Source organism: Streptomyces sp. (assembly GCF_035644915.1).
Classification (GTDB): domain Bacteria; phylum Actinomycetota; class Actinomycetes; order Streptomycetales; family Streptomycetaceae; genus Streptomyces.
This window is the reverse complement of the sequence record NZ_DASQNP010000159.1, coordinates 1-13,395: the sequence shown is the minus strand read 5'-3', so window position 1 is coordinate 13,395 and position 13,395 is coordinate 1. Positions and strand designations below refer to the sequence as shown.

Annotated in this window: 11 protein-coding genes; 8 read left to right on the top strand and 3 right to left on the bottom strand. The window is 74.0% G+C overall.

What is annotated here, in order from left to right; translation table 11 throughout:
* Positions 1 to 324: 324 nt before the first annotated feature.
* The gene (gene rfbB / locus VE546_RS18175; protein ID WP_324923580.1) at positions 325 to 1,293 is read right to left on the bottom strand and encodes a dTDP-glucose 4,6-dehydratase; all 969 of its coding nucleotides are present in this window, start codon (positions 1,291 to 1,293) and stop codon (positions 325 to 327) included.
* Positions 1,290 to 2,369 carry a glucose-1-phosphate thymidylyltransferase gene (locus tag VE546_RS18170; protein ID WP_324923579.1) on the bottom strand — a complete coding sequence of 360 codons (1,080 nt, stop codon included), beginning with the start codon at positions 2,367 to 2,369 and terminating at the stop codon, positions 1,290 to 1,292. Before VE546_RS18170 ends, rfbB begins: the two co-directional genes overlap by 4 nt.
* A 149-nt stretch (positions 2,370 to 2,518) precedes the next feature.
* On the opposite strand from VE546_RS18170, the gene VE546_RS18165 reads away from it, so the two are divergent.
* From VE546_RS18165 to VE546_RS18150, 4 genes are all read left to right on the top strand, one after another.
* Positions 2,519 to 3,340: a methyltransferase domain-containing protein gene (locus tag VE546_RS18165; protein ID WP_324923578.1), complete on the top strand. Its 822-nt coding sequence runs from the start codon at positions 2,519 to 2,521 to the stop codon at positions 3,338 to 3,340.
* A 67-nt stretch (positions 3,341 to 3,407) separates the two neighbouring features.
* A complete protein-coding gene (locus VE546_RS18160; RefSeq protein WP_324923576.1) occupies positions 3,408 to 4,544 on the top strand; it encodes a nucleotide disphospho-sugar-binding domain-containing protein in 1,137 nt (378 codons plus the stop codon).
* A gap of 40 nt (positions 4,545 to 4,584) precedes the next feature.
* Positions 4,585 to 5,736 (top strand): DegT/DnrJ/EryC1/StrS family aminotransferase, encoded by a 1,152-nt coding sequence (locus tag VE546_RS18155; RefSeq protein WP_324923574.1) that lies wholly within the window; start codon positions 4,585 to 4,587, stop codon positions 5,734 to 5,736.
* Between the two features lie 60 nt (positions 5,737 to 5,796).
* Positions 5,797 to 7,062, top strand: a complete 1,266-nt coding sequence (locus tag VE546_RS18150; RefSeq protein ID WP_324923572.1) for a DUF6365 family protein — start codon at positions 5,797 to 5,799, stop codon at positions 7,060 to 7,062.
* A gap of 93 nt (positions 7,063 to 7,155) precedes the next feature.
* Here the strand turns inward: VE546_RS18150 and VE546_RS18145 are convergent, their stop codons facing one another.
* Complete coding sequence (locus tag VE546_RS18145; protein ID WP_324923570.1) at positions 7,156 to 8,334, bottom strand: glycosyltransferase; 1,179 nt, start codon at positions 8,332 to 8,334, stop codon at positions 7,156 to 7,158.
* Positions 8,335 to 8,568: 234 nt separating this feature from the next.
* On the opposite strand from VE546_RS18145, the gene VE546_RS18140 reads away from it, so the two are divergent.
* The 4 genes from VE546_RS18140 to VE546_RS18125 are packed head-to-tail and all read left to right on the top strand — an operon-like array spanning position 8,569 to position 13,377.
* A complete protein-coding gene (locus tag VE546_RS18140) occupies positions 8,569 to 9,879 on the top strand; it encodes an NDP-hexose 2,3-dehydratase family protein (RefSeq protein WP_324923568.1) in 1,311 nt (436 codons plus the stop codon).
* The gene (locus VE546_RS18135) at positions 9,858 to 10,910 is read left to right on the top strand and encodes a Gfo/Idh/MocA family oxidoreductase (RefSeq protein WP_324923566.1); all 1,053 of its coding nucleotides are present in this window, start codon (positions 9,858 to 9,860) and stop codon (positions 10,908 to 10,910) included. Before VE546_RS18140 ends, VE546_RS18135 begins: the two co-directional genes overlap by 22 nt.
* Positions 10,907 to 12,205, top strand: a complete 1,299-nt coding sequence (gene rfbH / locus VE546_RS18130; protein ID WP_324923564.1) for a lipopolysaccharide biosynthesis protein RfbH — start codon at positions 10,907 to 10,909, stop codon at positions 12,203 to 12,205. The genes VE546_RS18135 and rfbH overlap by 4 nt, the downstream gene beginning before the upstream one ends.
* Positions 12,206 to 12,246: 41 nt before the next feature.
* Entirely contained in the window at positions 12,247 to 13,377 is a 1,131-nt protein-coding gene (locus tag VE546_RS18125) for an acyl-CoA dehydrogenase family protein (RefSeq protein WP_324923562.1), read from the top strand.
* Positions 13,378 to 13,395 lie beyond the last annotated feature (18 nt).

Genomic DNA, 13,395 nt, shown 5'->3' with positions numbered 1-13,395 from the left:
GAGCCTCCTGGGAGGAGAGGGCGGAAGAGGAGCAGGGGTCGGTGCCCGCAGCGGGAGGCCGGCGCGGAGGGCACGCGCGGGCGGCCGGGCGGCAGCGGGCGCCGGGCGCGCTGCCCCGGTCCGTCCCGGAGCGCCGCCGGGGCGCCGCCGCCCGTGCGGCGCGGCCCGTCGTCCTCCGTCGTCCCCGCACGGCGGTCACGACCGTGCCGGTCCGCCGTCCGGCGAACCGGCGCTCGCATCCTGCAACTTCAACCGGGGTTGAAGTCAACCGCCGCCGTACCGGGGCCTTCGGGGCCTGTGCGGCCCGTCCCGGGCCGGTCCGGCTCAGCCGTCGAGCAGCGGCTTCCACCAGCCCGGGTTGTCGCGGTACCAGTCGACGACGCGCTTGAGCCCCTCGTCCAGCGTCCAGCGCGGGGCGTAGCCCAGCTCGGCCCGGATCTTGCTGTCGTCCACGGAGTAGCGGTAGTCGTGGCCCTTGCGGTCCTCGACGAAGCGCACCATCGACCAGTCCGCGCCGCACAGGTCGAGCAGCCGCTGCGTCATCTGCCGGTTGGTCAGGCTGGTCGCGCCGCCGATGTTGTACGTCTCGCCGCTGCGGCCCCCGGTCAGCACGAGCTGGATGGCCCGGCAGTGGTCGTCGACGTGCAGCCACTCCCGGACGTTGTTCCCGTCCCCGTACAGCGGGACGGGCAGGCCGCGCAGGAGGTTGGTGACGAACAGCGGGACCAGCTTCTCCACGTGCTGGTGCGTCCCGTAGTTGTTGGGGCAGCGCGTGATGCGGACGTCCAGTCCGTGCGTGCGGTGGTAGGCGCGGGCCAGCAGGTCGCTGCCGGCCTTGGACGCGGAGTAGGGCGAGTTGGGCAGCAGCGGGTCCTCCTCGGTCCACGAGCCCGTCTCGATCGACCCGTAGACCTCGTCGGTGGACACGTGGACGACGGTGGGCACCCCGGTGTGCAGGCACGCGTCCAGCACGCTCTGCGTCCCGAGCACGTTGCTGTGCACGAAGGCGACCCCGCCGTCCACCGACCGGTCGACGTGGGACTCGGCCGCGAAGTGCACCACCGCGTCGTGGCCGGGCAGCACCCGCCGCAGCAGTTCCTGGTCGCAGACGTCGCCGCGGACGAAGGTCAGCCGGGGGTGGCCCATCGGCAGGTTCTCGGTGTTGCCGGCGTAGGTGAGCTTGTCGACGACGGTGACCTCGGCGTCCTCGTAGCCGGGGTACCCGCCGCCCAGCATGGTGCGCACGTAGTGGGAGCCGATGAAGCCCGCCCCGCCCGTGACCAGGATCCTCATGCCAGCACCTCTGCCTGTGTGTGATCGCCGATGATCAGCCGGTTGTGCGAGCTCTCGCCCTGCGCCCGCACCCGCGCCCACCGGCCTATCACACAGCTGTGCAGGTCGGGGACGTCGGTGATGGAGGCGCCCTCCAGCAGGATGGAGTCCTCGACGCCCGCGGTGTCCAGGACGCAGTCGCGCCCCACGGCCACGTACGGGCCGACCCGGCTGTCCCGGACCACGCTGCCGGCGCCGATCACCACCGGTCCGGTGAGCCGGGACCGGATCACCCGGGCCCCGGGCTCGACGACGACCCTGCCCTCCACGACGCTGTCCGCGTCGACGTCGCCGCCGGTCCCGTCCTCCGGGCGGTCGGTGCCGAGCCTGCCGAGCAGGGCCCGGTTGCACTCCAGCAGGTCGTCGATCCTCCCGGTGTCCTTCCAGTAGCCCCCGTACACCTGGGCGGTGACCGTGCGGCCGTGGTCGATCATGTGCTGGAGGGCATCGGTGATCTCCAGTTCGCCGCGGGCGCTGGGGACGATGGACCGCACGGCCTCGTGGACCGCCGCCGTGAAGAAGTACACGCCGATGACCGCGAGGTCGCTGCGCGGCTCCTGGGGCTTCTCCACCAGGGCGCGCACGGTGTCGTCCGCGCCGATCTCGGCCACCCCGTACTGGCGCGGGTCCGCCACCTTGGTCACCAGGATCTGCGCGTCCGGCCGCCGCCGCCGGAAGGTCTCCGCCGCCTCGGCGATGCCGTCGGCCAGGACGTTGTCGCCGAGGTACATCACGAAGTCGTCGCCGCCGAGGAACCCCGACGCGAGGGACACGCAGTGCGCCAGCCCCAGCGGCGCCTCCTGCCGGATGTAGGTGATCCGCATGCCGAACCGGGCCCCGTCGCCGATCGCCGCCTCGACCTGCGCGCCGTGCCCTCCGACGACGATGCCGGTTTCCTCCACCCCGATGTTCCGCAGGTTCTCCAGGCAGTGCTCCAGCACGGGCCTGTTCGCCACCGGAACCAGTTGCTTCGCCATCGAGTACGTGAAGGGCCGCAGACGCGTCCCTTCGCCCCCGGACAGTACCAGTGCTTTCATGGGCTCCCCAGCGGGTTCGCACGGAGACAGGGTCAGGGACAACGTGGGGGCCCCCGCTCGACTCCGGTTCGAGCCACCGTCGAATCCGGGCTGCGAACGTCCCGTCCCGTAGCGCACCCGAGGACAGCCGAGGACGAGGAGCTGAACCGATGGCGGACAGTGCCCTGACCCCCGACGAGGTCGGAGAGTTCTACGACGACCGGGGCTGGCTCTGGGAGATCTTCATGGGCCAGAACCTGCACATCGGTTACTGGGACGGCGAGGACCCGGACACCGATCCCAAGGACCGGCTGACCGACGTCCTGATCGAGCGGGTGGGGCTGCGCCCGGGGCAGCGGCTGCTCGACGTCGGCTGCGGCCAGGGCAGGCCGGCCGTCCGGCTGGCGCGGGCCGCCGGCGGCGAGGTGCTCGGGATCACGGTGAGCGCGGACCAGGTCGCCAAGGGGACCGAGCTGGCGCGCGAGGCGGGCCTGGCGGACCGGGTGCGGTTCGAGCGGGTCGACGTCATGGAGATGCCCTACGGGGACGGCTCGTTCGACGCCGCCTGGGCGATCGAGTCCCTGATGTACCTGGCCGACCGGCCGGCCGCCCTGCGGGAGATCGCGCGCGTCCTGGCTCCCGGCGGGACGTTCGTGCTGGCCGACTACACCGAGGCGGGCGAACTGACGGAGGAGTGGCGGAAGGTCCTGACCGAGGGCTTCACCGTCGACTCGCTGCCGACCGCGGCGGAGTACGCCCAGATGTTCGCGGAGGCCGGGCTGGAGGTCGTGCACCAGGAGGACGCCACCGAGCACCTGCGCAGGTCCGCCGCACGCATCGACCAGTTGGTGGCCGACAACTACGCGAAGGTCGTGGAGAAGGGCGGCGCCGCGTTCGCCGAGGAGTTCAAGACCATGATCGGGAAGGTGTCCCGGCTGGAGCGCGACCACCTGGGCTACACCATCGTCACGGCCCGCAAACGCGCCTCCTGACGCCGGCCGCCGGCCGGTCCAGTGGTCGTCGAGCGGCCTTCGAGCCCGCGTTCCGACGATGTGCCGCATGAGGATTCTCTTCGTGGCGGGGGGCACCTCCGGGGTGATCTTCGGCATCGTCCCCCTCGCCCAGGCCGCCCGCAACGCCGGACACGAGGTCTTCATGGCCGCTCCGGAGAACGTGATGCCCACCATCACCGGCGCGGGGATCCCCGGGGTCCCGGTGTCCTCCAAGGTGATGCACGACGCGCTCGTCGACCGCCGCGGCATCCGCGTCCCCATCCCGGAGGACCTGCACGAGCGGTACATCTTCAACGGCCGGACCTTCGGCCGGTACGCGGCCAGTTGCCTGGACGGCCTGCTGGCGCTGGTGGACCGCTGGCGTCCGGACGTGGTGGTGGGCGGGGCGCTGGCCTTCGCCGCGCCCCTCGTCGCGGCCTACGCGGGGGTCCCCTACGTCAAGCAGGCCATCGACATGGGCGAGCCGCGCACCATCGACCTGGCCGCCGCCGCCGAACTGGGCCCGGAGCTGGAGCGGCTGGGCCTGTACGACATGCCGCGCGCGGACCTGTTCATCGACATCTGCCCGCCGAGCCTGCGCCCGGCGGACGCCCTGCCCGCGCAGCTCATGCGCTACGTGCCGTACGCCACCCCGAAGCCGGTCGAGCCGTGGATGTACACCCGGGGCGACCGCCCCCGCCTGCTGGTGTCGGCCGGCAGCCGGGTCACCCCCGACTCCGACTTCGACATCCTGAGCGGACTGGTGGAGAAGGTGGGGAAGCTGGACGCGGAGCTGCTCATCGCGGCTCCGGAGTCCGTCGCGGAGAAGCTGCGCCCGCTCCCCGACCACGTCCGGGCCGGCTGGATCCCCCTGCACCTGGTGGCGCCGACCTGCGACCTGGTGGTCCACCACGCGGGCGGCAACACCACGATGGGCTACGTGTCCTACGGGGTGCCGCAGGTGCTCATCCCGTACCTGCCCTACTGCGTCGACTACAGCAGGCGCCTGAGCGCGTACGGCGCCGCCCGGATGATCGACCCCGCGGAGGACTCCGCGGAGAACGTCCTGCGCACCTGCGCGGAGATGCTCGCCACACCCTCCTACCGCGAACGGGCCCGCGCCCTGGCCGACGAGGTGGCCGGGCTCCCCCGCCCCGCCGAGGCCGTGCAGGCGATCGAGCGGCTGGTGGCCGGCGGACTGTGAGCGGCCCGCTCCGACCGTTCCCGACATCAGGGGATATCACATGATCCATCTGTTCCAGCCCCAGGTGGGCGACGAGGAACTCTCCGCCGTCGCCGAGGTCTTCCGCGACAGGTGGCTCGGCCACGGCCCGCGGACCAGACGGTTCGAGGCCGCCTTCGCCGAGCACCTCGGTGTCGAGCCCGACCGGGTGGTCTTCCTGAACTCGGGCACCGCGGGCCTCTTCCTGGCCGTCGAGACGCTCGACCTGGCCGAGGGCGACGAGGTGGTCATGCCGTCGATGAGCTTCCTCGCCGCCGCGAACGCCGTCGTGGCGGCCGGCGCCCGGCCGGTCTTCTGCGACGTGGACCCGCGGACGATGAACCCGCGCTGGGAGGACGTGGAGGCGGTCCTCACCCCCCGCACCAGGGCCGTGGTGGTGCTGCACTACGGCGGCTACCCGGGCTGGGTGGCGGAGATCGCGGAGCGCTGCCGGGAGCGGGGCCTGACCCTGATCGAGGACTCCGCCTGCTCGATCGCCTCGGCCGTGGACGGCCGGGCCGTCGGCACCTTCGGCGACCTGGCCATGTGGAGCCTGGACGCGGCGAAGGTCCTCACCACCGGCGACGGCGGCCTGCTGTACGCGCGCGACGCCGAACGCGCCGCCCGGGCGCGGCGCCTGGCGTACCACGGCCTGGTGCAGCCCAGCGGCTTCGGTTACGCCAGGGTCTCGCACCGGTGGTGGGAGCTGGAGGTGCCGGAGACCGGCCGGCGGGCGATCGGCAACGACCTGACGGCCGCGATCGGCCTGGTGCAGTTGCGGCGGCTGCCCGAGTTCGTCGCCCGCCGCCGGGAGATCACCGAGCTGTACGACCGCGAACTGGCGGACGTCGAGGGGCTCCGGCTGCCCCCGCCGCTGCCCGCGGGCCACACGTCCTCGTACTACTTCTACTGGGTGCAGATGGACGCGGAGATCCGCGACGAGGTGGCCTCCGACCTGCTCGCGGCGGACATCTACACCACCTTCCGGTACGCGCCCCTGCACAAGGTGCCCGCCTACCGGTCCGGCGACCGCGTCCTGCCCGCCACCGACCGCGCCGCCGGCGAGACCCTGTGCCTGCCGCTGCACCCCGGGCTCGGTGACGAGGACGTCAGGACGGTCGCGGAACGGCTCCGCAAGGCCGTCACCTCCCGCCGCCGGACCACGGTCGGCTGACGGCGGGCCGGGCGGGAGCAGGACGGGACCGGGCAGGACGGGACAGGAGGGAAGGCGGACATGAGACTGCTCGTCATGGCCATGCTGGCCAAGACGCTGCACGAGACGGCCATCGGCCTCGATCTGGTGGAGCAGCTCCGGGGCGCCGGGGTCAGCGCCCACTTCGTCGTCGACGTGTACAGCGAGCGCCAACTGGCCGCCACGGACCACCCGTACACCGTGGTGGAGTCCTCCATGGGGGAGGGCGTGCGCAAGGTCGTCGGCGAGGCCGTGCGGGAGTTCCGGCCCGACGCGATCGTGCTGAGCGACTACGTCGCCCACTGGATGATGTGCAGCGTCAACTACGGGATCGACCCCTGGTTCATCGACGAGTTCGCGCTGCCGGTCGTCCCGATCGACACGGTGTCCCTGGCGGACACCGATCTCATGGTGGAGATCTCCGGCCGGCGCATGCGGGTGAGCGACCGCATCCTCACCGCGCCCGCCCACCTCCTCCCGGTGCCCGGGAACCGGCCCCGGACCGGGGCCGGGGGGCGCGGCCTGCCGTACCGGGCCGACCGCGCCGTCCGCCCCCTCCCGTCGCGGGCCAGGAGGGAGATCCGCCGGTCGCTGGGGGTCGGCGACGGGGAGCGGCTGCTGATGGTGCCCCTGCTGCCCTGGCAGCGGACGATGCAGGACCTCGCGGGGCCGACCGTCCGCGAACTCGCCCGGCGGGTGCCGGAGCTGGTCGGGCACTACCTGCGCCGGCTGCCGGACGGCACGCGGTTCGTGGTCGCCGGGCCGTACCTCGACGGCCTGGGGCTGCCACCGGACCGGACGCGCGTCGAGACCTCCTACAGCACGCGGCGCTACACCGACCTGCTGGCCGCCTCCGACGCGGTGCTGGCCCTGTTCCTGCCGTCCTTCGCGCTGGAACGGGCGATCCTCGCGGACGTCCCCGGGCTGTTCACCGTCAACACCTTCGAGATCGGCGGCGAGCCGGGCGTGCGGCGGGCGGCGGAGGCCCTCGGCGGGCTCTCCCCGGCGGTCCGCTCCTGGCTGGAGCGCTTCCCCGGGACGGTGCCCCCCTTCCACATGTGGCCCCTGCAGTGGAACGGCGTCGTGGGCCGGCTGCTGGAGGACAACCCCTTCACCACGACCGCCCTGCGCGCGGAGCTCTTCGACGAGGAGTCCGTGGTGGGCGGCCTGGAGAGCGTCCTGTACGACCCGGCCGTACGGGACCGGCTGGCCGCGGCCAGGGCCGCCTACCGGGACGCCCTCGACCGGCTGCCGGACACCGCCGAGGTGTTCGCGACCGCCGCGCGGCGGGCCGGGGCGGCGGTCTGACGCGCCGGTTCCCGGCACACCGGACGGGGTCCGGGGCGGGACGCACCGCCCCGGACCCCGTCCGCGCGTCCCGCCGGAGCGGGACGCGCCGCCTCACGCCGCCGCGGCGGTCCGGTGGACGACGACCGCCCGCTCCAGCTCGCGCACCAGCTCGTCGGGGAGCGGCATGCGGCGCACCTCGTCGCGCAGCCGCTCCGCGGCGCTCCGGTACGACGGGTCCGCGAGGACCTCGCGGACGGCGCCGGCGACGTCCCGCGGACCGCCGTCCCCGGGCGCGACCGGCCGGGCGGCGCCGTACGCGCCGAGCCGCCCGGCGTGCTCCTCCGGTTCCGGCCGGCGCGGGAGGAGGACCTGTGGTACCCCGTGGGCCAGGCAGGTCAGGGTGGTGCCGCCGTCGGCACCGTGGACCACCAGGTCGCAGGTCGGCACGGTGACGTCCAGCGGCAGCCGGCCGGCGCGCGCTCCGCCGGGCAGGGGCAGCCGCTCCGCCCCGGCGTCGTCGGGCGTGGCGACCAGCAGCTCGACGTCCAGCGCCGCGATCTCCTCCACCAGGGCGGCGAGCCGTCCGGCCCGGCCGTCCGTGCCGTCCGCGGCGGTCCCGCCGGGGGCGCTCACCAGGACCCGCGGCCGGTCGCCCCTGGTGTACATCCAGGGCTCCAGGGGGCGCTGCGCACCGCACGGGACGTGGCGCAGCGGCAGGGCCACGGGCGCCGCCGCGGGCCGCACGCCCGGGGGCATCAGGCTGACGGAGAAGGCGGGCGCGGGCACCTCCCGCAGTCCGAGCCGCTCCAGCTCCGGCGCCAGTTCGGCGGCGGCTGCGAGGTCCGCGGCCAGGGGTTCGGCGATGTCGGTGGCGAACCGCACCCAGGGGACGCCGGCGCGGTGCGCGGCGAGCGGACCGGCATAGGCGTGGACGGCGCCGACCACGAGGTCCGGGCGCCACCGGTCCGCCAGGTCGAGCAGGGCGTCCAGGGATGCGGCGGCGAGCCTGCCGAGCGCGCGTCCGGCGGCGGTGTCCCGCTCCGGTCCGCGGGGCGGCGCCGGCTCCCGGCCGCCCTGCCGTACGGCCCGGACGTCCCCGGCCGTACGGGAGGTCACCGCGACCGCCGGGACGCCGCAGCCGAGGACGGCGGGCAGCACCGCCTCGGGTACGGCCATGACGACCTCGTGCCCCGCGGTGCGGGCCGCCTGCGCCAGCGGGACGTCCGTCAGGACCGTCCCGGTCCCGCCGCCTCCTGCGCCTCCTACGCCTCCTACGAAGAGCATCCTCATGGCGGCATCGTCCGCCCTCCTCTTGGAGCCTCGCTCGAAGCCGCGGGGACCGGGCCGCAGGGGTCTTCGAGCGGATCTCGAAGGGCGTGCCGGAACCTGGGGGTACCGGGGACCGCCGTGGCCGGGGCGTCCGGCGGCCGCCCGGGCGAGCGCACCCCTTCTTTCACGTTCTTTCAAGCCTTTCAAGTCTTCGAGCCCTTCGGGCACTTGAGCCACTTCCTGGAGGAGGCCGTCGTGTTCCGGCACACGTCCGAGTTCCACGACTGGTTCGCCGAACGGCGGCGGACCCGCGGGCACCGGGTGACCCCCACACGGCTGGACCGGCTCGACGGGTGGTCCTTCCACCCGGAGACGGGGAACCTGGAGCACCGCAGCGGCCGGTTCTTCACCGTCGAGGGGCTCGAGGTCGACACCGACAACCGGGAGGTCGGCCGCTGGGCGCAGCCGATCATCGTCCAGCCGGAGGCCGGCATCCTCGGCATCCTGGTCAGGGAGTTCGGGGGCGTCCCGCACTTCCTCCTCCAGGCCAAGATGGAGCCGGGGAACGTCAACCTGCTCCAGCTCTCCCCCACGGTCCAGGCGACCCGCAGCAACTTCACCCGGGTGCACCGGGGCAACCCCGTCCCCTACCTGGAGCACTTCCTCGCGCCGCGCCGCGGGCGGATCGTGTTCGACGCCCTCCAGTCCGAGCAGGGCTCCTGGTTCCTCCGCAAACGCAACCGGAACATGATCGTCGAGGTGACGGAGGACGTCCCCCTCCTCGACGGCTTCTGCTGGCTGACCCTGGAGCAGATCGGCGAGCTGCTGCGCGTCGACAACCTGGTGAACATGGACACCCGGAGCGTGCTGTCCGGGCTGCCCGGCTCCTGGGGCGGGACGTCCGGCCGCGCCGGCGCCGAGGACCGGGGCCTGCACCGCATGGCGGAGCTGCTGAGCTGGTTCACCGAGGCCAAGGCCGCCCACCGGCTGCGCCGGCGCCGCCTGCCCCTGAACGGCGTCAAGGGCTGGTCCGGCTCCGGGGACCGCGTGGAGCACGAGGACGGCCGGTACTTCTCGGTGATCGGCGTGGACGTGGAGGCCGAGGGGCGCGAGGTCGCCCGGTGGTCGCAGCCGATGCTCGCGCCGGCCTCGCGCGGCGTGATCGCGTTCCTCACCAGGACCATCGACGGCCTGCGCCACCTGCTGGTGCGGGCCCGGACCGAGGCCGGCTGCCTGGACGTGGTGGAGATGGGGCCGACCGTGCAGTGCGCGCCGGACAACTACCGGCACCTGCCGCGGGAGCGGCGGCCGCGCTTCCTGGACGAGGTCCTGGGGGCCGCCCCGGCGCGCGTCCTGCTGGACGTCGTCCACTCCGAGGAGGGCGGCCGGTTCTACCACGCGGAGAACCGCTACCTCGTCGTCGAGGCCGGGGAGGACGTCCCGCTCGACGCGGGCGGGGACTTCGTCTGGATGACGCCGGAGCAGTTGGGGGCGCTGGCGCGGTACGGCAACCACGTGAACGTCGAGGCCCGCAGCCTGCTGACGTGCCTGAGGTTCCTGCGGTGAGGGCGGCGTCGCACGGCGGGCCGGTGCGCCTGGGGGTGCTGGGCTGCGCCGACATCGCGGTACGGAGGGTGCTGCCGGCCGTCACCCGCACACCGGAGGTGTCGCTGACGGCCGTGGCCAGCCGCAGCGGGGACCGGGCCGGGGCCGTCGCGCGCCGCTTCGGCGGCGATCCGGTCGAGGGGTACGACGCGCTGCTCGAACGCCCCGACGTCGAGGCGGTCTACGTTCCGCTGCCCGCCGCGCTGCACGCGCGGTGGGTCGGGCGGGCCCTGGAGGCGGGCAAGCACGTGCTGGCGGAGAAGCCGCTGACGACGAGCGCGGCCGAGACCGCCCGGCTGGTGCGCCTCGCCCGGGAGGCGGGGCTGGTGCTGATGGAGAACTTCATGTTCGTGCACCACCCCCAGCACCACCGCGTCCGGCGGCTGCTGGCGGACGGCGCCGTCGGCGAGCCGCTGGTGCTCAGCGCGGCGTTCACCATCCCGCCCCGCCCCGCGGACGACATCCGCTACCGGGCGGACCTCGGCGGCGGCGCCCTGTTCGACGTGGGCGTGTACCCCCTGCGCGCCGCCCTGTTCCTCCTCGGCCACGGCCTGGAGGTCGCCGGCGCGACGCTGCGGACCGACCCCCGGCTCGGGGTGGACGTGGGGGGCGCCGCCCTGCTGCGCGGGCGCAACGGGGTGACCGCCCACCTGTCCTTCGGCATGGAGCACCACTACACGTCCCGGTACGAGGTCCTGGGCAGCGCCGGACGCATCAGCCTCGACCGGGCCTTCACACCGCCGGCGGACCACCGGCCCGCGCTGGTGGTGGAGCGGCCGGACGGCACCGAGCATCTGGAACTGGAGCCCTACGACCAGTGCGCCGGCACCGTCGAGGCCTTCGCACGGGCCATCAGATCCGGAGCCGGCACGTCCGGCGACGCGACCGTCCGGCTGGCGGAGCTGGTCGCCGACGTCCACCGGAGCGGTCACGCGGAACGCGGCCGGCTCCACGACCGGCGCGTGACGCCGTGGGAGGCGATGAGGCAGTGAACGACGTCAAGACCCGCATCCTGGAACAGGTGCGCGAGTACCACGGCACCGGCGAGCGGGAGTTCGTCCCCGGGGAGACGGCGGTGTGGCCGTCGGGAGCGGTGTTCGACGCGGAGGACAGGGTCGCCCTGGTGGAGGCCGCCCTGGACATGCGGATCGCCGCCGGGGTCGGCTCGCGGCGCTTCGAGCGGGAGTTCGCCAGGTTCTTCGGGCTCCGCAAGGCCCACCTCACCAACTCCGGCTCGTCGGCGAACCTGCTGGCGCTGTCGGCGTTCACCTCGCCGCAGCTCGAGGACCGCCGGCTGCGGCCCGGCGACGAGGTGATCACGGTCGCGGCCGGCTTCCCCACCACCGTCAACCCCATCCTCCAGAACGGGCTGGTGCCGGTGTTCGTCGACGTGGAGCTGGGCACGTACAACACCACGCCGGAGCGGATCGCCGAGGCCATCGGCCCCCGGACGAGGGCCATCATGATCGCGCACTCGCTGGGCAACCCGTTCGCCGTCGAGGAGGTCGCCCGGATCGCGGACGAGCACGAGCTGTTCCTGATCGAGGACAACTGCGACGCGGTCGGCTCCACCTACCGCGGGAGGCTCACCGGCACCTTCGGCGACATCGCGACCACCAGCTTCTACCCGGCCCACCACATCGCGATGGGCGAGGGCGGCTGCGTGCTGACCGACAACCTGGCGCTGGCCCGGATCGTGGAGTCGATGCGCGACTGGGGCCGGGACTGCTGGTGCGAGCCGGGCGAGGACAACCGCTGCTTCAAGCGGTTCGACTACCAGATGGGGACCCTGCCGCGCGGGTACGACCACAAGTACATCTTCTCGCACGTCGGCTACAACCTGAAGGCCACCGACCTGCAGGCCGCGCTCGGCCTGAGCCAGTTGCGCAGGCTGCCGGACTTCGGTGCGGCCCGGCGCGCCAACTGGCGCCTGCTGCGCCGGGAGCTGGACGGCGTCCCCGGGCTGATCCTGCCCGAGCCGACCCCGGGCAGCGATCCGAGCTGGTTCGGCTTCGCCGTCACCGTCTCGCCCGACGCCGGGTACACGCGCGAGGGCCTGGTGTCCTTCCTGGAGGGCCGGAGGATCGGCACCCGCCGCTTCTTCGCCGGCAACCTCACCCGGCACCCCGCCTACCTGGACCGCCCGCACCGGATCAGCGGCTCGCTGGCCAACAGCGACCTCATCGCCGAGCACACCTTCTGGGTCGGCGTCTACCCGGGGCTCACCGAGGAGATGGTCGCCTACACCGCCGAGTCCATCCGCGACTACGCGGTGAAGAACTCCTGACCCGGCACCTGACCGCGACGACTCGGGAGGAGGTCTCCCCCTTGTTCGAGGAACACCACTCGCCCCTGCTCACGGCGGCCCGGAAGATGGCGCCGCTCGCCGCGGAGCGCTCCGCCGCCGGTGAGGAGCGGCGCAGACTGGACCAGGCCGTCGTCGACGCGATGGTGGACGCCGGCTTCCCCCACCACTTCGCACCGGACGGGCCCGGCGGCCGGGCGGGCACGTTCACCGAGCTGCTGCACGCCGTCGCCGCGCTGGGCGAGGGCTGCGCGTCGGCCGCCTGGGTGGCCTCGGTGACGGCGGCTGCGGGCAGGCTGACCGCCTGTCTGCCCGCGGAGGGCCGGGCCGCCGTGTGGGAGAAGGGCCCCGGCACCGTCGTCGTCGCCGGGCTGATGCCCTCGGGCACCGCGGAGCCGGCGGGTGGCGGCTGGCGGGTGCGCGGGCGGTGGGCGTACGTCAGCGGCGTCGACTTCGCCCACTGGGTCCTGGTCGCGGCCCGTACCGGGGAGGCGGAGCGTCCCGTGGTGCGGGTGTTCGCGGTGCCGCGCGGCGACTGCTCCGTCGTCGACTCGTGGTTCACGGTGGGGATGCGCGGCACCGGGAGCCACACGGTGGTGGTCGAGGACGTCGTCGTCCCCGCCGAGCGCTCCGTTCCCCTGGAGGTCCTGCTCAAGGGCGCGGCCCCCGGGGCGCAGGCCCCCTGCCACCTGGTGCCGATGAAGGCGGCCAACGGCCTCACGCTGGCGGCCCCGCTCCTGGGCTGCGCCCGCGGGGCGCTGCGCCGCTGGTCGGAACTGGTCCGCGGGAAGCTCGCGGCGCCGGGCGGGGCGATCTCCGGCGGGGCCGACCGGGGCCCCTTCGAGCAGTTGCTGGCCCGCGCGGACGGTGAGGTCGACGCCGCGCGGCTGCTGCTGGAACGGGTGGCGCGGGCCGTCGACCGGGGAGCGGTCACGGAGCTGGTGACGGCCCGCAACGGGCGCGACTGCGCGCTCGCCGCGGAGCTCCTGGCCACGGTGGTGGACAGGCTGCTGCGTTCGGCCGGCACCCGGGGCCAGGCGGAGCAGGAGGAGCTCCAGCGCCGGTGGCGCGACGTCAACTGCGGCGCGGGGCACAGCGGTCTGCAGTTCGCGCCCCTCGCGGGCGCGTACGCGCGCCTGGCGGACGCCTGGTGAGCGAGGCGGGGTGAGCGG